Origin of the sequence: Catellatospora sp. NPDC049609, assembly GCF_040675365.1 — a bacterium.
Classification (GTDB): Bacteria; Actinomycetota; Actinomycetes; order Mycobacteriales; family Micromonosporaceae; genus Catellatospora.
In genome coordinates, this window is sequence record NZ_JBFAOU010000012.1 from 67,574 (window position 1) to 87,388 (window position 19,815).

A 19,815-nucleotide genomic window follows, 5' to 3' on the forward strand; every position below is an offset into this window, starting at 1 on the left:
CGGACCGCGTGCACCCTTATATTGCACTCGCAGTGCATCTTGTTTCCATGGGAGGAGAGCCGCGTGGCAGCGCCTGTCACCGCCGAGGACCTGCTGGCGCGGGTCGACGGTTTCCTGGCCGGGCACGATCCGGCAGGCGATCGGCTCGAGTTCCTGCGTGCCCGCTTCGACGCCGGGCTAGCCTGGGTGCACTACCCGGTCGGGCTGGGCGGACTCGGTGCACCACGAGTGCTGCAACCCGTGGTGGACCAGCGCTTCGCCGCGGCGGGCGCCCCGGACAACCGGCCCCGGCGCATCAGCATCGGGCTGGGCATGGCGGCGCCGACCGTGCTGCGCCACGGCACCGCCGCCCAGCGCGAGCGCTACCTGCGCCCGCTGTGGACCGGCGAGGAGGTCTGGTGCCAGCTGTTCAGCGAGCCCGGCGCCGGCTCCGACCTGGCGGGCGTCGCCACCCGCGCGGTACGCGACGGCGACGGCTGGCTCGTCGACGGGCAGAAGGTGTGGACCTCCATGGCGCACCACGCGCGCTGGGGCATCCTGCTCGCCCGCACCGACCCGGCCGTGCCCAAGCACCAGGGCCTGACCTACTTCGTCTGCGACATGCACGCCCCCGGCGTCGAGGTGCGCCCGCTGCGCCAGGCCACCGGCGAGGCCGAGTTCAACGAGGTCTTCCTGTCCGGCGTACGGCTGCCCGACGAGCTGCGGATCGGCGCGGTCGGCGAAGGCTGGGCGGTCGCGCGCACCACGCTGATGAACGAGCGCGTCGCGATCGGCGGCGGCGCGCTGCCCCGCGAGGGCGGCATGATCGGCGTGCTCGCCCGCACCTGGCGGGAACGCCCCGAACTGCGCACCCCGGCCCTGCACGACGAGGTGCTGCGGCTGTGGGTGCGCGCCGAGACGCTGCGGCTGACCGGGGTACGCCTGCGCCAGCAGCTCGCCGCGGGCGAGCCCGGACCGGAGGGCTCGGCCATGAAGCTGGCCTTCGCCGCGCTCACCCAGCAGATCTCCGGCGTCGAGGTCGAGCTGCTCGGCGCCGAGGGACTGCGCCACGACGGCTGGGACGCGCACCGGCCCGAGGAGGTCGACCTGATCGGACGCGGCGCGACCTACCGCTGGCTGCGCGCCAAGGGCAACTCGATCGAGGGTGGCACCTCCGAGATCCTGCGCAACATCGTCGCCGAGCGGGTGCTCGGGCTGCCCGCCGAACCGCGCACCGACACCGGCGCCGCCTGGAAGGACCTGCCCCGATGAACCTCGACCTGCGCTACACCGAGGAGCAGGAGCTGCTGCGCGACTCGGTGCGGGCCATGCTCGGCGACCACGCCCCGTGGACGCGGGTGCTCAAGGTCGCCGAGAGCACCGAGCCCGACGACGCCGACCTGTGGCGGCTGCTCGCCGTCGAGACGGGGCTGGCCGCCCTGGCCGTCCCCGAGCATCTCGGCGGCGCGGGCGCCACGCTCGCCGAGACCGCCGTGGTGCTGGAGGAGCTGGGCCGCGCCTGCGCCCCGGTGCCGTACCTGGGCACCGCCGTCGCCGCCCGCGCCCTGCTCCACCTCGGCGAGACCGACCTGCTGCGCGCGGTGGCGGGCGGGGAGGTGATCGCGCTGGCGCTGCCGTTCGCCACCGGCCCGGCCGCGCCGCCGCCGTCCGACGTCGAGGTCACCGTTTTGGGCGACGGCGGGCCGCTGCTCAACGGGACGGTCCGCAGCGTCGCCGAGGCGCTGCGGGCGACGGTGCTGCTGGTGCCCGCGGACGGGGGCCTGTACGTGGTGGACGTGACGGCGGCGGGGGTGGTGCGCGAGCAGGTGGTGTCGCTGGACGAGACCCGTCCGCTGTGCGACGTCGCGTTCTGGAACGCGCCCGCCCGGCTGCTGGCCTCCGGGCCACGCGCGGCGGCGGCGCTGGACGCGGCACTGGTCACCGGGGCCGCGCTGCTCGCCTCGGAGCAGGTCGGCCTGGCGCAGTGGTGTCTGGACACGACGGTCGAGCACCTGCGCACGCGGTACCAGTTCGGCCGCGCGGTCGGCTCGTTCCAGGCGCTCAAGCACCGGCTCGCCGACCTGTGGGTGGAGCTGGTCCAGGCGCGCGCCGCGGCTCGGCACGCCGCGGTCTGCGCGGCCGCCGACGACCCGGACGCCCGGCTCGCGGCGGCGCTGGCCCAGGCGCACTGCGGGCCGGTGGCGGTGCGGGCGGCCGAGGAGTGCGTGCAGATGCACGGCGGCATCGGCTTCACCTGGGAACACCCCGCGCACCTGTACCTGAAACGGGCCAAGAGCGCGGCGATCGCGTACGGCACCGCCGCCCACCACCGCAGTGTCCTCGCCGCGCTCGTGGACCTGCCTTCCGCCTGACCGCCCGCATGGTTGGTTCATCGGGGGTGCATGTAGTGATCTTGCCGGCGGCCGGGTCGTCCCGGTCGGCGGGGGGTGGACCGTGTGATTTGAACGGGTTCGTTCATTGAGGTCACGGGCTCGTAACAAGGGTATTGACGAGCCGTTTCCCAAACCTACACTCCTAGTGTAATTACTTAGTCCTTCCTCATCCCGACCCCGAATGCAGAGGTGACGATGAAACCGCCGTCCGGCGAGACAAGCGCGGCAGGGCACCGCCTCGCCCTGCGCGGCATCGGGGTGCGATTCGGCGGTCTGACCGCATTGGACGACGTGACGCTGGAGGTGGCGCCCGGTCAGGTGGTCGGCGTGATCGGACCCAACGGCGCGGGCAAGACCACGCTGTTCAACGTGGTCTGCGGCCTGGTCCGGCCCACCTCCGGCACGCTGGAGCTCAACGGCGCCCCGCTGGCCCCGCAGCCGCACCGGCTCGCCGGGCTCGGTGTCGTGCGCACCCTGCAGGGCGTCGGCCTGTTCCGCGGCCTGACCGTGCTGGAGAACGTGATGGCCGGGGCGACCTGCACCGCCCGTGCGGGCTTCTTCTCCGGGCTGCTCGGCCTGCCGCGCAGCGACCGCGACGAGCGGCGGCTGCGCGAGGAGGCCCTGGCGCTGCTGGAGCGCTTCGGCGTGGCCGGCTACGCCGCCGCGCTGCCGGGCACCCTGCCGTACGCGGTCGGCAAGCGGGTCGCGCTGGCCCGCGCGCTGGCCGCCCGCCCGCGCCTGCTGCTGCTGGACGAGCCCGCGGGCGGTCTCGGCGCGCAGGACATCGAGGAGCTGGCCGAGGTGATCACCGGCCTGCCGGGCGAGGCGGGCTGCTCGGTGATGCTGGTCGAGCACCACATGGACCTGGTGATGCGGGTCTGCGACCGGATCGCGGTGCTCGACTTCGGGCGGCTCATCGCCACCGGCACCCCACAGGAGGTGCGCGACAACCCGGCGGTGACCGAGGCCTACCTCGGCGCCGAGGCCGACTCCACCCCGCTCGCCCAGGAGGCCGCGGCATGACCGCCGACACCACGACCGCCGCCGCGCCCCGCGCCGGCGCGACCGCCGACGTGATCCTGCGGGTGTCCGGGCTGACCGCCGGGTACGGCGCGGCGCCCGTGCTCTCCGACATCGACCTGACCGTGCGGGCCGGGACCATCGCGGCCGTGCTCGGCGCCAACGGTGCGGGCAAGACGACGCTGCTGCGCACCCTGTCCGGCCTGGTCCGGCCGAGTGCCGGGGAGATCGTCTTCGGCGGGCAGCCGCTGCGCGACGTGCCGGTGGAGCAGCTGGTGCGCCGCGGCATGGCGCACGTGCCCGAGGGCCGGGGCGTGGTCGCCGAGCTGACCGTCGACGAGAACCTGCGGCTGGGCGGGCTGTGGCGGCGCGACCGCGCCGACGCCGCGCAGGCGCTCGCCGAGGTGTACGAGCTGTTCCCGCCGCTGGCCCAGCGCCGCCGGCACGCCGGGCACCAGCTGTCCGGCGGCGAGCGGCAGATGCTCGCGCTGGGCCGCGCCCTGGTGGCCCGGCCGCGGCTGCTGCTGCTCGACGAGCCGTCGCTCGGGCTCGCCCCGCGCGTCATCGCCCAGATCATGGGGCTGCTGCGGGAGCTGCGCGACCGCACCGGGCTCACCGTGCTGCTGGTCGAGCAGAACGTGCGCAGCGCGCTGTCGGTCGCCGACGAGGCGGTGGTCATGTCGCTGGGCCGCGTCGTCACCGCGACCAGCGCCGACCGGCTGCGCGACGACGAGGAACTCCGCCACGCCTACCTGGGCTTCTGACCCGCGACCACGAAAGGAGGGCACATTGGACCGCTTCGTCTTTCTCACCTTCGACGGCCTGTCCAAGGGTGCGGTGCTGGCCGCGTTCGCGCTGGCCCTGGTATTGATCTGGCGGGCCGCGCGCATCGTCAACTTCGCCCAGGGCGCGATGGCGGTGGCCGCCGCGTACGCCGCCTACAGCGTCACCAGCGCGACCGGCTCGTACTGGCTGGGCTTCGGCGCGGCACTGGTCGGCGGCCTGCTGATCGGCCTGGTCGTCGAGCGGGCGGTGATGCGCTTCGTCGACCACACCTCGCCGCTGGCCGAGGTCATCGTGGCGCTCGGGCTGGTGCTGGTGCTCCAGGCGGTGCTGGGCATGGTGTACGGCAACGAGTTCCTGCCCGCGGGCACGCCGTTCAGCCGGACCGCGCTCACCGCCGGCGGGGTGCCGCTGCTGTCGCGCTACGACCTGTTCGTCTTCGGCGCGGTGCTGCTGGTGGTGGTCGGGCTCGCGCTGCTGTTCACGCGTACCCCCGTCGGGCTTCGCATGCGGGCCTCAGCCTTCGCCCCGGAGGTGTCCCGGCTGCTCGGCGTCAACGTCGGCGGCATGCTGACGCTGGGCTGGGCGCTGGCCTCGGCGGTCGGCGCGCTCGCCGCGATGCTGGTCATCCCCACCGAGCTGGGCCTGCACCCGCACGCCATGGACCTGGTCTTCGTGTCCGCGTTCACCGCGGCGGTCGTCGGCGGGCTGGACAGCCCGCCCGGCGCGGTGGTCGGCGGCCTGGCCGTCGGCCTGATCCTCTCGTACGTCAGCGGCTACCTGGGCAGCGACGTCACCCCGATGGCGGTCCTGGTGCTGCTGCTCGCGGTGCTGCTGGTCCGCCCCGGCGGCCTCTTCTCCAGCACCGTGGCGAGGCAGGTATGAGCATCCTCCGCAACTCGACGCTGCTGCGGCACCTGGCGTTCACGCTGCTCGCCGGGGTGGCGCTCTACCTGCTGACCTGGGAGCTGGAGCCGTTCCGCAACTTCCAGCTCGCCACCGTCGCGGCGTACCTGTGCGCCACGGCCGGGCTGACCGTGCTGGTCGGGCTCAACGGGCAGCTGTCGCTGGGGCACGGGGCGCTGATGGCGGTCGGCGCGTACACGGTGGCGCTGTCGCAGAACGCGCTGTCCGAGGCGGGCATCGTCGGCAACCAGGTGCTGCCGCTGTCGCTGGCGCTGGGCGTGCTGGTCACCATGGCCGCGGGCGCCGTGATCGGGCTGGCCGCCGCCCGGCTGCGCGGGCCGTACCTGGCCGGTGTCACGCTGGCCGTGGCCATCGCGGTGCCCGCCGCGACGGTCACCTTCGACGAGGTCTTCAACAGCGAGCAGGGCCTCGGCGTGTACGTCGAGCCGCCGCCGCTGTCGCTGGGCCTGTACTTCCCGAACGAGCGCTGGCAGGCCTGGATCGCGCTGGCCGGGGCGCTGCTCACCATGCTGCTGCTGGCCAACCTGGTACGCAGCCGCGTCGGGCGCAACCTGCGCGCGGTGCGCGACGACGAGGTGGCCGCCCGGCTCGCGGGCATCCACCTGGCGCGTACCCAGGTGCTGGCCTTCGTGGTGAGCGCCGCCTGCGCGGGCCTCGGGGGCGGGCTGATGGCGCTGCTGGCGCAGAGTGTCTCGCCGGGCGCGTTCTCGCTGACCCTGTCGCTGTTCCTGCTGATGGCCGTGGTCATCGGCGGCCTGGGCAGCCTGTCCGGGGCGGTGTGGGGAGCGGTCCTGCTCGTCGCGCTGCCCGACCTCACCCACGACAGCACCGGGTGGGTCTCCCTGTCGCCCGCGGTGGCGCAGCGCCTGGAGGGCAACCTCCCGCTGGCCGTCTTCGGGCTGACCCTGATCGTCGTGATGATCGCCGCCCCCGGGGGCGTGCAGGGACTGCTGCGCCGGATCGGCGCCCGGTTCCGGAGGCGGGCCGCCGCCCGCTGATCACACGGCCGCACCACCCGCACCACCACCGCCCCACCCTGTTTCATCGATATCAGTCAATATTATGCGGAAGGATCGGTGTCACCATGAATCGCCTGACCCGACGCGGGCTCTCGCTCGCCACGGCTGCCGTGCTGCTCACGGCCGTCGCGGCCTGCGGCGAGGACGCGAACACCCCGCCGGCCGAGGTGCCGGGCGTGACCGCCACCGAGATCCTGGTCGGCACGCACATGCCGCTGACCGGGCCCGCCTCGGCCGGCTACTCCGAGATCGCCCCCGCCAGCAAGGCGTACTTCGACTACGTCAACGCCAACGGCGGCGTGCACGGCCGTAAGATCAACTACAAGATCATGGACGACGGGTACAACCCGGCCAACACCCAGACCGTGGTCCGCCAGCTGGTGCTGGAGGACAAGGTGTTCGCGATCCTGAACGGCCTGGGCACGCCCACCCACACCGGCGTGCTGGACTTCCTGAAGACCAACCGGGTGCCGGACCTGTTCGTCGCCTCGGGCAGCCGCAGCTGGGACCAGCCGCAGAAGTACCCGGGCACGTTCGGCTTCAACACCGACTACACGGTCGAGGGCAAGATCCTGGCCAGCCACATCAAGGCCACCCACGCCGGCAAGAAGGTCTGCTTCTTCGGCCAGGACGACGACTTCGGCCGCGACAGCCTGGTCGGCGTCGAGCAGGTGCTCGGCGCGGGCGCCGTGGTCGCCAAGGAGAAGTACGTCACCAGCAACCAGAACGTCGCCCCGCAGATCGGCGCCCTGAAGGCGGCCGGCTGCGAGGTCGTCGTGCTGGCCACCGTGCCCGGCTTCACCGCGCTGTCGCTGGGCACCGCGGCCCGCCTCAAGTTCGCCCCGTCGTGGGTCGTGTCCAACGTCGGCTCGGACTACCTCACCCTGTCCAAGATGCTCGGTGAGGGCAAGGTGCTGCTGGAGGGCATGGTCGGCATCTCCAACCTGCCGTCGCCGGTGGACATGAACGACCCGTGGACCGCCATGTTCAAGAAGATCCACGACCAGCACAACGGCAGCGCCCCCTTCAACGGCAACACCGTCTACGGCATGTCCGTGGCGTACCTCTTCGTCCAGGCGCTGCAGGCCTCCGGCAAGGACCTCACCCGCGAGGGCCTGATCGCCGCGCTGGAGAAGGGCGGCTTCAAGGGCCCCGGCCTGGCCCCCCTGCGCTTCAGCAAGGACGACCACTCCGGCATGGGCGGCGGCCGCCTCACCAAGGTCACCGCCGGCAACCAGGAGTTCTTCGGCCCCGTCTACGAGACCGACTCCGAAGCGGGCCCGGTCAACGAGTTCGCCGAGCAGCGCCCCGCCCCGCCCGCCAACAGCATCCCCACCGCCTGACCCCCTCCCTCCCGTCGATCATGAACTTATGGCACGGCTCGACGGCGTGTCCCCGGCACAACCTCATGATCGACGCCTGACAGCACCGGCCCGGCACGCGCCATGCGTGCCGGGCCGGTGGGGTGGGCGGGGTCAGGAGAGGCGTTCGAGGACCATGGCCATGCCCTGGCCGCCGCCGACGCACATGGTCTCCAGGCCGATGCTCTTGTCGTGCCAGCGCAGCGAGTTGAGCAGGGTGGTGGTGATGCGGGCGCCGGTCATGCCGAAGGGGTGGCCGACGGCGATCGCGCCGCCGTTGACGTTGAGCTTGTCCAGGTCGATGCCCAGCTCGGCGGCGCTGCCGACGACCTGGACGGCGAACGCCTCGTTGATCTCGACGAGGTCGACGTCGTTGATGGACATGCCGGCGCGGGCCAGCGCCTGCCGGGACGCCTCGACCGGGCCCAGGCCCATGATCTCGGGGGACAGGCCGGACAGGCCGGTGGAGACGATCCGGGCCAGCGGCGTGATGCCGAGCTCGGCGGCGCGGCGGTCGGACATGATGACCAGGGCGGCGGCGCCGTCGTTGAGCGGGCAGGCGTTGCCGGCGGTGACCGTGCCGTCGGGCCGGAACACCGGCTTGAGCCCGGCCAGCGCGGCCAGCGTCGTCCCGGCGCGCGGGCCGTCGTCGGCGCTGACCACGGTGCCGTCCGGCAGCGTCACCGGGGTGATCTCGCGGGCCCAGAAGCCGTCGGCGATCGCCTTCTCGGCGAGGTTCTGCGAGCGGCAGGCGAACTCGTCCTGCGTCTCGCGGGTGATCCCCTTGAGCTGGGCGACGTTCTCCGCGGTCTGGCCCATCGCGATGTACACGTCGGGCAGCTCGCCGTCCTCACGCGGGTCGTGCCAGGTCGGCGCCCCCGCCTCGGCCCGGGCCTCGGTGCGCGCCAGCGCGGTGTCGTAGACGGCGTTGCGGGTGCCCGGCATGCCGTCGCTGCGGCCGTTGCCGTAACGCGACACGCACTCGACGCCGACGGAGAGGAACACGTCGCCCTCGCCGGCCCGGATCGCGTGCAGCGCCATCCGGGTGGTCTGCAGCGAGGAGGAGCAGTACCGGTTGATGGTGGTGCCGGGAAGGTGGTCGAATCCCAGCATGGTGGCGACCACGCGGCCGAGGTTGTGGCCCTGCTCCCCGGCGGGCTGGCCGCAGCCGAGCATCAGGTCGCCGATCTCGCGCGGGTCCAGCTCGGGCACCTGGTCCAGGGCCGCGCGTACGATGGCCGCGGCCAGGTCGTCGGGGCGCATCGTGACCAGCGAGCCCTTGTTGGCCCGGCCGATGGGGGAGCGGGCGGCGGCGACCACCACAGCTTCAGGCACGTCCTTGTCCTTTCGCGAGTACGGGCAAACTTTATGCACTCACGCTGCGTCTTTCTGTGGCCTGCTGTCAATGGCGTGCCGGGTGGGCCTTGTCACCCTCGGCGCACGCGTTGACCGGGCACGGCGGCGACCCTAATATCAGCACTGCTAGTGCAACTAGCAGCTCCGGAAAGGAACCCCTTGTGACCGCCCTTCTCCTCGACGGCGCCGCGGTCGTCGTCACCGGTGCCGGCTCCGGCATCGGCGCCGCCATGGCCCGCCGGTTCGCCGCGGCCGGTGCCCGGGTGGTCGTCAACGACCGCGATCCCGTCGCGGCGCAGCGCGTCGCCGCCGAGGTCGGCGGGCCGGCGTTCCCGGCCGACGTGACCGACCCGGCGCAGGTCGCCGCGCTCGTCGACTTCGCCTGGGAGTCGTTCGGAGGGCTCGACCTGTTCTGCGCCAACGCGGGCGTCGCGCCGCCCGCCGACTCCCCGAACGCGTGGGAGCTGGCCTGGCGGGTCAACGTGCTGGCACACGTACACGCCGCCGAGGCCCTGCTGCCGCGCTGGCTCGCCGCGGGCACCGGGCGGCTGCTGGTCACCGCCTCCGCGGCGGGCCTGCTCACCATGCTCGGCAACGCGCCGTACGCGGTGACCAAGCACGGCGCCGTCGCCTACGCCGAATGGCTGCGGGCCACCTACGGCCACCGCGGCGTGACCGTGCAGGCGCTGTGCCCGCAGGGCGTGCGCACCCCGATGCTGGAGGCCTCCGGCCCCGGCGGCGGCGTGCTGCTCGATCCCGGCGCGATCAGCGCCGAGGAGGTCGCCGAGGCCGTGGTCGCCGCACTGGGCGGCGACGACTTCCTGGTGCTGCCCCATCCCGAGGTGGCCGGCTTCTACCAGCGGCGCGCGGCCGACACCGACCGCTGGCTGCGCGGCATGAACCGGCTGCAGCAGGACTTGGAACAGCGCCTGGGCACCGGCTGATGCCGGAGCTCGGCCGGCGAGGGCCGGCCCGGATCGGCAGTCCTCGCCGGCCGGGACGCGTGAGCGTCGCGGGTGCCGGCACCAGGTGGCTTCCGCACGGGCTGACGGCCGCCGGATGCGGGGGTCTTCTGCGCGGGGCGGTAGCCGTCGGATGCGGATGCCTTCCATGCGGGGCGACAGCCGCCGGGCGCGGGTGTGTTCCGCGCGGGCCGTCAACCCAGGAGTTGTCGCGACAACCCAGAAGATGTCGCGGCGCGGCGAGCACCTGTCCAGGCGGGCCCGGCCAAGGCGCGGAGCGGAGGCCGTCGCCGGGTGGGCACCGCTGCGGCGGCCGGGAGTCTCGACCTGGCGGCGCGACTACACTCTGCGTGCACATACGGTCGGCGGTCCGCGGGGACCGCGGAGAGGTTGGCGGAGCGCTATGAGCAGGACCGGCACGGCGGGCAGGGTCGACGGACGGACCGCCCGCGCCGAGCGCACCCGCGCCGCGATCGTCGACGCGCACCTCGCCCTGATCACCGAGGGTGATCTGCGGCCGACCGGTGAGCGCATCGCCGAGCGGGCGGGGGTGTCGCTGCGCGCCCTGTGGACCAACTTCGCCGACATGGAGACCCTGTTCGAGGCGAGCGGCGTGCGGGTGCTGGCGAGCCAGGACGCGGCGTTCCGGCCGGTGGACCCGGCGCTGCCGCTGCACCGGCGGGTGGAGGAGTTCTGCCGCCAGCGCGCCGAGCTGCTGCAGCTGATCGCCCCGATGGCGCGCGCCGCCGCGATGCGCGAGCCGGTCTCGGCGCAGCTGCACCGCAACCGCCTCAAGCACATCGACCGGGTACGCGACGAGGTGAGCGTGCTGTTCGCGCCGGAGCTGGAGATGGCCGGGCCGGGGCGGGACCAGCTGCTGCACGCGCTGCTCGCCGCGACCATGTGGGCGAACTGGTCCATGCTGCGCGACGGGCTGGGGCTGGACGTGGCGGCGGCGCGCGGGGTCATGGTCCGCACCGTCACCGCGCTGCTCTTGAACGCGATGGCCTCCGGCATGTCATAGCGGCACGATTAACGTCTTTCCAACCGCGTTACTTATAGGTAACACTGTCGGAATGGTAAATGCATCGACAGTGCACATACCAACGGATCGTTCGCCCCGGCACGCCGCGGCCGTCGCCGCGCGCCCCGTGGCGCACCACCTCCTGCTGCGCGGCCGGGAGCGCGAGCTGCAGACCATCGCCGCGCTGCTGGCCGCGGCCGCGTCCGGCACCGGTGGCGCCCTGCTCCTGCACGGCGACCTGGGCAGCGGCAAGACCGCGCTGCTGCGCGCCGCCGCCGCGACCGCACCCGCCGGGAGCTGCCTGCTGGAGGCGGTCGGGCTACCCGAGGAGGCCGACCTGCCGTACGCGGGGCTGCAGAGCCTGCTGCAACCCGTGACCGACCGGATCGCGGCGCTGCCCACCCTGCAGGCGCGGGTGCTCGACGGGACGCTGTCCGGCGCGGGCTGCGCCGACCACGACCGGCTCGCCCTGGCCATGGCCGTGCTCACCCTGCTCGGCGAGCTCGGCCGGGAGCGGCCCGTGCTGTGCTGCGTCGACGACGTGCACGCGCTGGACCGGCCCTCCCTCGACGTGATCGCGTTCGCCGCCCGGCGGCTGCGCGCCCACCGGGTGGCGCTGCTGCTGGCCGCCTCGGCAGAGCCGGTGCTGAGCGGCGTACCGCTGCTGCCCGTGCGGGAGCTCGACCCCCGCGCGAGCCGCGCCATGCTCGCCGACCTGCTGCACGACGGGTCCGGGGCGCTCGACGGCGACGGCGGCGACGGTGACACGCTGGCCTCCCTAGCCGTGCTGGCGGGCGGGAACCCGCGCGCGCTGGCCGACCTCGCCGCCTCGCTCACCGACAGCCAGCGCCGCGGCGAGGCGCCGCTGCCCACCCGGCTGCCCGCCGACAGCGCCCTGCTGCGGGCGTACCGGGCCCGGCTCGACGGGCTGCCCTCGGACACCCGCTGGCTGCTGCTGCTCGCCGCGGCCGACGAGGAGAACGACGCGGCGGGGCTGGTCCGCGCCGCGCTCGGGTCCGGCGTGGACATCGCCGCGCTCGCCCCGGCCGAACGCGCCGGGCTGGTCCGGGTCGGCCGGGGCGGCATCGTGTTCCCGCAGCCGCTGGCCCGCACGCTGGCGTACGAGGAGGCGCCGCTGGCCCAGCGCCGCGCCGCGCACCTGCACCTGGCGCAGACCCTCGACCCGGACCGGGAGCGGTTGCGCCGTGCCGTGCACCTGGCCGCGGCGGCGTACGGGCCCGACGCGCGGCTGGCCGAGGAGCTGGAGGACGCGGCCAGCGGGGGCGGTTACTCGCGCGCCTCCGCGGCGCTGGAGCACGCCGCGCAGCTGACCACCGAACCCGCCGGGGCGGCCAGCCGGCTGGTCACCGCCGCCCGGTACGCCTGGCAGTCCGGCAGCCCGCACCGGGCCCGCAGCCTGCTGCGCCAGGCCCAGCCGGCGGCCCGGGACCGGTCGGCCACCGCCGAGAGCGAGGTGCTGTCCGGCGAGATCGAGCTGCGCGCCGGGGCCACCGTCAACGCCGTCGAGTCGCTGCTGTCCCTGGCCGACCGGCTCGCCGGCAACCGGCGGGAGCTGGCCGTGCTCGCGCTGATGCGGGCGGGCGAGGCGATCTGCTTCTCCGGCGACTACCCGCGCTACGCCGAGGTCGCCAAGCGGGCCGCGGCGCTGCGCCGGCCCGGCGACCCCGACCACCTCGAGGTCGTGTTCGAGCACATCGCCGGGTTCGCGGCGACCTTCCTCGGTCGGCACGAGCGGGCGCTGGCGCCGCTGCACCGGGTCGTCGACCTCGGCGCCGCGCTCGACACCGCGTCCCCGCTGACCTGCGCCGCCGCCGCCGCATTGCTGCTGGCCGACGACGTCGGCGCGCACCGGCTGGCCACCCGGGCGGTCGAGGTCGCCCGCGACACCGGCGACGTGTCGGCGCTCCCGCTCGCCCTGGAGATGACCGCGTACGCCGAGTACTGGCTGGGCCGCTACGACGCCGCCGCGGCCACCAGCCTGCAGGGGCTGCGCGCGGCGCGTACCTGCGGGCAGGGCAACTACGCGGGTGACCACCAGGCGATGCTCGCGGTGCTGGCGGCCATCCGGGGCGAGCGGGAGCTGTCCCTGCGGCGCATCCGCGACATCGAGGTGGCGCCCGGCACCGGGCAGGCCAACCGGCCCAAGGCGCTGAGCCAGTGGGCGCTGGCCGTGCTGGACCTGCTCGCCGGCCGTCCCGCCGACACGGTGACCCGGATCGCGGCCATCGCCTGCCCGCGTACCGGCCGGGGGCATGTCGTGGTGCAGGCGATGGCGACGCCCTGGCTGGTCGAGGCCGCGGTCCGCGGCGACGGCCGGGAGCAGGCGATCGCCGCCCTGGACGGCTTCGACCGGTGGGCGGCGTCGACCGGCGACCCGGTGCGCCGGGCGCTGTCGGCCCGCTGCCACGCCCTGCTCGCCCCGCGCGGCAGCGACGCGGCCGAGGAGCACTTCCAGCAGGCGCTCGCGCTGCACCTGGCCGGGGAGGCGGACTTCGAACAGGCCCGCACCGAGCTGCTCTACGGCCAGGAGCTGCGCCGGGCCCGCCGCCCCCGCGACGCGCGCGAGCACCTGCACCATGCGCTGGAGACGTTCACCCGCCTGGACGTGCCCGCCTGGACCGACCAGGCCCGCGCCGAGCTGCGCGCCGCGGGCGAGGCGGTCGACGCCCCCGCCGTCCGCGCCGCCGACGTGCTCACCGCCCAGCAGCTCCAGATAGCCCGCCTGGTCTGCGACGGCGCGACGAACCGCGAGGTCGCCGTGCAGCTGTTCCTCAGCACCCGCACCGTCGACCACCACATGCGCAACATCTTCGCCCGCCTCAACATCCGCTCCCGCACCGAACTCGCCAAAGCCCTCACCTGAGGCCCCATGATCGTCCGACTTGCCAGGCAGATGGGCGTATCTTGACCGCTCATTCGCCCATGTGCCAGGCAAGTCGAACGATCATGGCCCGCCCGGCCCGCCCGGCCCGCCCGGCCCGCCCGGCCCGGCCGGGGCGCGGCGAGGCCGCCGGTCCGCGAAGGATCGGCGGCCTCGGGTGGGGTGGGTCAGGGGAGGAGGACGACGGTGCGGGCGCCCTCGCCGCGGGCCATGCGGGCGAAGGCCGCGGCGGCCTCGTCCAGGGTGACGCGGTCGGTGATCAGCGCCGCCGGGTCCAGGTCGCCCGCGAGCACCTGGCGGGCCAGGTCGGGCACGTCGCGGTCCGGATCGGAGTTGCCGTAAACCGACGAGCGCAGGGTCCGGGCGGAGTGGAACACGTCGAGCGCGGCGAGGCTGACCATGTCGTCCTTGGCGCCCATGCCGACCACGGTCACCTGGCCTCCGCGCCGGGTGGCCCGCCAGGCCGCGCGGATCGTCGCCGACCTGCCCACGCACTCGAAGGAGTGGTCGGCGCCGCGCCGCTCGGTGAGCCCGCGCACCTGGCCGCTCAGCTCGTCGCCGGATACCAGGAAGTGGGTCGCCCCGGCGGCCAGGGCCAGCTCCCGCTTGGCGTCGGAGACGTCCACGGCGATGACCGGGTCGGCCCCGGCGGCCCGCGCGGCCATGACCGTGGACAGGCCCACGCCGCCGAGTCCGATGACGAGCGCGGACTCCCCGGCCCGCAGCGCCGCCGTGCGCAGCACCGCCCCGACGCCGGTCAGCACCGCGCAGCCGAGCAGCGCCGCGGTGGCGAAGGGCAGCTCGTCGGGTACGGCGATGACGGCGTGATCGCCGACCACGACCTCCTCGGCGAGCGCGCCGAGGCCGAGCGTGACGTGCAGCGGGCCGCCGTCGGCGGTGCTGCCGCGCGGCGTGGTCGCCACGCCCGCGGTCTCGCACAGCCACGGCTGGCCGTGCGTGCAGAACCAGCAGGTGCGGCACGGCGGCGCCCAGTTCAGCACCACGTGCGCGCCCACGGCGACGTTCGCCTCCGGCCCGGCCGCGGTCACCACGCCCGCCGCCTCATGCCCCAGGACCAGCGGGTACGCCGCCTTGAGCGTCCCGTTCACCATGGACAGGTCGGAGTGGCAGACCCCGGCGGCCCGGATGCGCACCCGCACGTCGCGTGGCCCCAGCTCGGGCAGCACGATCTCCTCGACGGCCAGCGCCGCCCCGGCGTCGCGGCACACCAGCGCGCGCACGGTGCGCGGGCCGGCGACCCCGGAGCCGTCGGCCGGACCTGCGCCGGTGGTGTCGGCGGGAGTCGCGCCGGGCTCGCCGTGGGGGTTCGGGCCGGTCGCGGGGGCGCTCATCGCTGGATCGCCTTCGTCTCGAGGAACTCGTCCAGGCCGTGGCGGCCCAGCTCGCGGCCGATGCCGGACTGCTTGAACCCGCCGAACGGCGCGAGCGGGTTGAACGCCCCGCCGTTCACGTCGACCGCACCCGTACGCATCCGCCGCGCCACGGCCAGCGCCCGCTCCTCGTCGCCGGACCAGACCGCGCCGGCCAGGCCGTACCGGGAGTTGTTGGCGATGGCGACGGCCTCGTCGTCGGTGTCGAACGGGATCACCACCAGCACCGGCCCGAAGATCTCCTCCTGGGCGACCGTGCTGTCGGGGTGCACGTCGGCCAGCACGGTCGGCGCGACGAAGTACCCCCGGTCCGGCACGGCGGCGTGCAGGCCGCCCGCGACCAGGCGTGCCCCGTCGGCGAGCCCGCGCTCGATGTACCCGCGCACGGTCTCGCGCTGCGCGGCCGAGGCCAGCGGCCCGAGCCGGGTGCCCTCGTCGAACGGGTCGCCCAGCGTCTGCCCGGCGGCGGCCTCGGCGGCGATCGCCAGCGCCTCGTCGTACCGGGAGCGGTGCACCAGCATGCGGGTCCAGGCGGTGCAGGTCTGGCCGGAGTTGAGGAACGCGTTGGCCACGCCGGTCTTGACCGCCCGGCGCAGGTCGGCGTCCTCCAGGATCACGTTGGCGGACTTGCCGCCCAGCTCCAGCGCGACCCGCGCGATGCGGTCGGCGGCCAGGTGCGAGATGCGCGCGCCGACGGCGGTGGAGCCGGTGAACGACACCAGGTCCACGTCCGGGTGCCCGGCGATGGCCGAGCCGACCACCGAACCGGGCCCGGTGACCAGGTTGGCCACGCCCGGCGGCAGACCCGCCTCATCGACCGCGTCGAACAGCAGGTACGCCACCAGCGGCGTCAGGTCGGCGGGCTTGAGCACCACCGTGCAGCCCGCGGCCAGCGCCCCGGCCAGCTTGGCCATGATCTGGTGCAGCGGGTAGTTCCACGGGGTGATCGCGCCGACCACGCCGACCGGCTCGCCGACGATCAGCGAGTTGCCCACGGTGTGTGTGGCCTCCGGCTGCCCGGCCAGCTCGACGTAGCTCTTCAGCACGGTCAGCGGCAGCCCGGCCTGGACGCGGGTGGCGACCTTCATCGGCGTACCCAGCTCGCGGGCGACCGTGGTGGCGATCTCGCCCGCGCGGGCGGACAGCGCCGCGTGCAGCCGGTCCAGGTGCGCGGCGCGCTCGGCCGGGGCCAGCGCCGACCAGGGGCCGAACGCGGCCTTCGCGGCGGCGACGGCGCGGTCGACGTCCACCGCGTCCCCGGCCGGCACATGCGCGATGATCTGCTCGGTGGTGGGGTCCTCGACGGCGATGACACCGGTGCCGTGCGGTGCGGTCCAGCGTCCGTCGAGGTAGAGCTCGGTGCGGTCGGCGATCGGGGCGGTGCGTCCCGGATGCGTCGCCGCGGCTGCCAGGTCCATGCGGTCCCTTCCCATCGGGCGGCCGTGCTGGGCGGGACCGCGGGGGAGCGGGGACGACGCCGTCAGGGCCGCGATAGCGGGCGGGCCCACGATGCGCCGGGGCCCGCAAAACTAGCGCTGCAAGTTTCGACTGTAGTACGAGTCGGGGCGTGGTTCCAGGGGTGGGCCGGTCGAGCCGCCCCCGGGCCGGGTCCGGACAGCTTGCCGCGGGACGCTTTGCTCTGCACACCAATACGCGCCGTGCGTATCGGCGGGCGTGGTGCGTATTCGTGTGCAGAGCAGGGCCGCCGCGGGGGTGCGTATTGGTGTGCAGAGCAGGGCCGCCGCGGGGGTGCGCATTGGTGTGCAGAGCAAGGCGCCGCCGTGGTGCGTATTGGTGTGCAGAGCAAAGCCGCTGCCGCGGTGCGTATTCTGTGTGCAGAGCAAAGTCGGCTGCGGGCAAGGTTGGGCGGCGCCGCGGCCAGGCAGAACACCTGCCGACACTCGGCCGGCTGGGGGCGCGGCCGGGCGAGCGGAGCCGGGTTCAGCCGCGTGGCGGCAGCGGGGCGACGGTGGCCTCGTACTCCCTGGCCAGGCCGTCGATCAGGGCGTCGAGGCCGAGCGCGAACGCGCCCTCGTCGACGCTGTGCTGGTGCTCGGCCAGGCGGTGGGCCTGGGACAGGTGCGGGTAGTGGGCCGCGTACAGCTCCGGGTCCTCGACGAAGCCGCGGGCGAACGAGCCCAGCGACGAGCCCGCGACCAGGTAGCGCATGACCGCGCCGATGTGGGTGGCGCGGGCCGGCGGCCAGCCCGCCTTGACCAGCGCGCCGTACACCGCGTCGGCCATGTGCAGTGCGGCCGGGCGGCGGCCGGGACCCTGGGCCAGGAACGGGACGATGTTCGGGTGCGCGGTGAGCGCCGCCCGGTAGGAGCGCGCCCACAGCTTCAGCGCCTCGCGCCAGTCGTGGGTGGCGAAGAACGACACGTCCACGCCCGCGATGATCGCGTCGGCGACGGCGTCCAGGATGTCGTCCTTGGTGGCGAAGTGGTTGTACAGCGACGGCCCGCGTACGCCCAGCTCGGCGGCCAGGCGGCGGGTGGAGAAGGCGGCCAGCCCGTCGGCGTCGATCATCGCGGCGGCCGTCTCGACGATGCGCTGCCGGCTCAGCAGGGCCTGGCTCGGCCGGGGCATGTGCGGGTCTCCCTCTGTCGTCACTCGTCCGAAACTCTGCCATAACAGGGTCTGGACGCGATAAAACTTTCACCGCTAGTTTATTGGCGTGGACATGACACTGTCGCCGGAACACGCCGCGCTGCGGCGGCTGGCCGCCGAGTTCGTCGACCGCGAGGTCGTCCCGCACACGGCCGAGTGGGACCGGCGCGAGAGCGTCGACCGCACCGTGGTCAAGCAGCTCGGCGAGCTGGGTTTGCTCGGCCTGACCGTCGCCGAGGAGCACGGCGGCAGCGGCGGCGACCACCTGGCGTACTGCCTGGTGCTGGAGGAGCTGGGCCGGGGCGACTCGTCCGTGCGCGGGCTGGTGTCGGTCTCGCTGGGCCTGGTCGCCAAGCCCGTTGCGGCGTACGGCACCGACGCGCAGCGCGCCCGCTGGCTGCCTGGCCTGTGCGGCGGCGACCTGCTGGGCTGCTTCGCACTCACCGAGCCGGGCACCGGCTCCGACGCGGCGTCGCTGACCACCCGCGCCGAGCGGGACGGCGACGGCTGGCGGCTGACCGGCTCGAAGCTCTTCATCACCAACGGCACCTGGGCCGACGTGGCGCTGGTGTTCGCGCGCACCGGCGAGCCGGGGCCACGTGGCATCACCGCGTTCCTGGTGCCCACGGATGCGCCGGGGCTGACCCGGCGGGAGATCCACGGCAAGCTCGGGCTGCGCGGCCAGCCGACCGCGGAGCTGGTCTTCGACGGGGTGCGGGTGGGCGCCGACGCCGTGCTCGGCGCGGAGGGGCGGGGGTTCCACCTGGCCATGTCGACGCTGGACAAGGGCCGGATGTCGGTCGCCGCCGGCTGCGTCGGCATCGTGCAGGGCTGCCTGGACGCGGCGGTGGCGTACGCCAAGCAGCGCACCCAGTTCGGCAAGCCGATCGCGGCGTACCAGCTGGTCCAGCAGTTGCTCGCGGAGATCGCGGTGGACGCCGCGGCGGCCCGGCTGCTGGTGTGGCGGGTCGCCGACCTGATCGACCGCGGGCAGCCGTTCGCGACCGAGGCGTCCATGGCGAAGCTGTTCGCCAGCGAGGCCGCGGTGCGCGCGGCGAACAAGGGCCTGCAGGTGTTCGGCGGGTACGGCTACATCGACGAGTACCCGGTCGGCAAGTACCTGCGCGACGCGCGGGTGACCACCCTCTACGAGGGCACCAGCCAGATCCAGCAACTCCTGATAGGCCGCGCCCTGACCGGCGTGAACGCCTTCTGACCGGTGACACGTTAAGAAGGGCACCTTCTTCTACCCATAGCGTTAAGAAGGTGCCCTTCCTTTCCTGAAAGGAAGAGAGCATGGGGAACAGGTTCGGCGGGCGGGTCGCGATCGTGACCGGGGGCGCGCAGGGGATCGGGGCGGCGACCGCGAAGCGGCTGGCCGGCGAGGGCGCGACCGTCGCGGTGGTGGATCTGAGCGTGGAGCGCAGCGAGGCGCTGGCGAAGGAGATCACGGCGGCGGGCGGGACGGCGGCCGGGTACGGCTGCGACGTCACCGACGAGGCGGCGGTGCATGCGATGACCGAGCGGGTGGTGGCCGAGCACGGGCGGCTGGACATCCTGGTGAACAACGCCGGGATCACCCGGGACGACCTGCTGTTCAAGATGAGCGCCGCGGACTGGCACGCGGTGCTGAACACCAACCTGACCAGCATGTTCTACTGCGTCCAGGCGGCGCAGAAGCACATGGTGCCGGCGAAGTACGGCAAGATCGTGAGCCTGAGCAGCCGGTCCGCGCTGGGTAACCGGGGGCAGGCCAACTACGCCGCGGCCAAGGCGGGCGTGCAGGGGCTGACCGCGACGCTGGCCATCGAGCTGGGCCCGTTCAACATCTGCGTCAACGCGGTCGCGCCCGGCTACGTGGCCACCGCGATGACCGCGGCGACCGCGGAGCGGGTCGGCTCGACCGCGCAGGCGCACCAGCAGTGGGCCTCCGAGCACACGCCGCTGCGCCGGGTCGCCCAGCCCGCGGAGATCGCCTCGGTCATCGCGTTCCTGGCCAGCGACGACGCCTCCTTCGTCACCGGGCAGACCCTCTACGTCAACGGCGGCGCCCGCTGAGCCGTCCGGCTCGCCGAACACCGAAAGGAC

General features: G+C 74.1%; 16 protein-coding genes. 12 read left to right on the top strand and 4 right to left on the bottom strand.

Going from position 1 to position 19,815, the window contains the following annotated elements; genetic code table 11:
- The first annotated feature begins 63 nt into the window (after positions 1 to 63).
- From AB0J67_RS05880 to AB0J67_RS05910, 7 genes are all read left to right on the top strand, one after another.
- Positions 64 to 1,251, top strand: coding sequence for an acyl-CoA dehydrogenase family protein (locus AB0J67_RS05880; protein ID WP_363476692.1), 1,188 nt, complete (start codon positions 64 to 66; stop codon positions 1,249 to 1,251).
- Positions 1,248 to 2,351: an acyl-CoA dehydrogenase family protein gene (locus AB0J67_RS05885; RefSeq protein ID WP_363476694.1), complete on the top strand. Its 1,104-nt coding sequence runs from the start codon at positions 1,248 to 1,250 to the stop codon at positions 2,349 to 2,351. The genes AB0J67_RS05880 and AB0J67_RS05885 overlap by 4 nt, the downstream gene beginning before the upstream one ends.
- A gap of 216 nt (positions 2,352 to 2,567) precedes the next feature.
- Positions 2,568 to 3,395: an ABC transporter ATP-binding protein gene (locus tag AB0J67_RS05890; RefSeq protein WP_363476735.1), complete on the top strand. Its 828-nt coding sequence runs from the start codon at positions 2,568 to 2,570 to the stop codon at positions 3,393 to 3,395.
- Complete coding sequence (locus AB0J67_RS05895) at positions 3,392 to 4,156, top strand: ABC transporter ATP-binding protein (RefSeq protein ID WP_363476696.1); 765 nt, start codon at positions 3,392 to 3,394, stop codon at positions 4,154 to 4,156. The genes AB0J67_RS05890 and AB0J67_RS05895 overlap by 4 nt, the downstream gene beginning before the upstream one ends.
- Positions 4,157 to 4,181: 25 nt before the next feature.
- A complete protein-coding gene (locus AB0J67_RS05900; protein WP_363476698.1) occupies positions 4,182 to 5,060 on the top strand; it encodes a branched-chain amino acid ABC transporter permease in 879 nt (292 codons plus the stop codon).
- On the top strand, positions 5,057 to 6,100 hold the full coding sequence (locus tag AB0J67_RS05905; protein ID WP_363476700.1) for a branched-chain amino acid ABC transporter permease: 1,044 nt from the start codon (positions 5,057 to 5,059) through the stop codon (positions 6,098 to 6,100). Before AB0J67_RS05900 ends, AB0J67_RS05905 begins: the two co-directional genes overlap by 4 nt.
- An 86-nt stretch (positions 6,101 to 6,186) precedes the next feature.
- Positions 6,187 to 7,464 (top strand): ABC transporter substrate-binding protein, encoded by a 1,278-nt coding sequence (locus AB0J67_RS05910; RefSeq protein WP_363476702.1) that lies wholly within the window; start codon positions 6,187 to 6,189, stop codon positions 7,462 to 7,464.
- A gap of 132 nt (positions 7,465 to 7,596) precedes the next feature.
- On the opposite strand, the gene AB0J67_RS05915 is transcribed toward AB0J67_RS05910, so the two are convergent.
- On the bottom strand, positions 7,597 to 8,817 hold the full coding sequence (locus AB0J67_RS05915) for an acetyl-CoA C-acetyltransferase (protein WP_363476704.1): 1,221 nt from the start codon (positions 8,815 to 8,817) through the stop codon (positions 7,597 to 7,599).
- A gap of 251 nt (positions 8,818 to 9,068) precedes the next feature.
- On the opposite strand from AB0J67_RS05915, the gene AB0J67_RS05920 reads away from it, so the two are divergent.
- The 3 genes from AB0J67_RS05920 to AB0J67_RS05930 all read left to right on the top strand — a co-directional run bounded on the left by AB0J67_RS05920 (position 9,069) and on the right by AB0J67_RS05930 (position 13,708).
- Complete coding sequence (locus AB0J67_RS05920) at positions 9,069 to 9,782, top strand: SDR family oxidoreductase (RefSeq protein ID WP_363476737.1); 714 nt, start codon at positions 9,069 to 9,071, stop codon at positions 9,780 to 9,782.
- Positions 9,783 to 10,203: 421 nt separating this feature from the next.
- On the top strand, positions 10,204 to 10,824 hold the full coding sequence (locus AB0J67_RS05925) for a TetR/AcrR family transcriptional regulator (RefSeq protein WP_363476706.1): 621 nt from the start codon (positions 10,204 to 10,206) through the stop codon (positions 10,822 to 10,824).
- A gap of 127 nt (positions 10,825 to 10,951) precedes the next feature.
- Positions 10,952 to 13,708 carry an AAA family ATPase gene (locus AB0J67_RS05930; protein ID WP_363476708.1) on the top strand — a complete coding sequence of 919 codons (2,757 nt, stop codon included), beginning with the start codon at positions 10,952 to 10,954 and terminating at the stop codon, positions 13,706 to 13,708.
- Positions 13,709 to 13,893: 185 nt separating this feature from the next.
- On the opposite strand, the gene AB0J67_RS05935 is transcribed toward AB0J67_RS05930, so the two are convergent.
- The 3 genes from AB0J67_RS05935 to AB0J67_RS05945 form a co-directional block, all read right to left on the bottom strand.
- Positions 13,894 to 14,967 (bottom strand): zinc-binding dehydrogenase, encoded by a 1,074-nt coding sequence (locus AB0J67_RS05935; protein ID WP_363476739.1) that lies wholly within the window; start codon positions 14,965 to 14,967, stop codon positions 13,894 to 13,896.
- 107 nt (positions 14,968 to 15,074) lie between these two features.
- A complete protein-coding gene (locus AB0J67_RS05940; protein ID WP_363476710.1) occupies positions 15,075 to 16,535 on the bottom strand; it encodes an aldehyde dehydrogenase family protein in 1,461 nt (486 codons plus the stop codon).
- 523 nt (positions 16,536 to 17,058) lie between these two features.
- Positions 17,059 to 17,706: a TetR/AcrR family transcriptional regulator C-terminal domain-containing protein gene (locus AB0J67_RS05945; RefSeq protein ID WP_363476711.1), complete on the bottom strand. Its 648-nt coding sequence runs from the start codon at positions 17,704 to 17,706 to the stop codon at positions 17,059 to 17,061.
- 88 nt (positions 17,707 to 17,794) lie between these two features.
- Between AB0J67_RS05945 and AB0J67_RS05950 the strand changes: the two genes are divergently transcribed.
- Complete coding sequence (locus AB0J67_RS05950) at positions 17,795 to 18,943, top strand: acyl-CoA dehydrogenase family protein (protein ID WP_363476713.1); 1,149 nt, start codon at positions 17,795 to 17,797, stop codon at positions 18,941 to 18,943.
- A gap of 80 nt (positions 18,944 to 19,023) precedes the next feature.
- Entirely contained in the window at positions 19,024 to 19,785 is a 762-nt protein-coding gene (fabG, locus tag AB0J67_RS05955; RefSeq protein ID WP_363476715.1) for a 3-oxoacyl-ACP reductase FabG, read from the top strand.
- Positions 19,786 to 19,815: the final 30 nt, after the last annotated feature.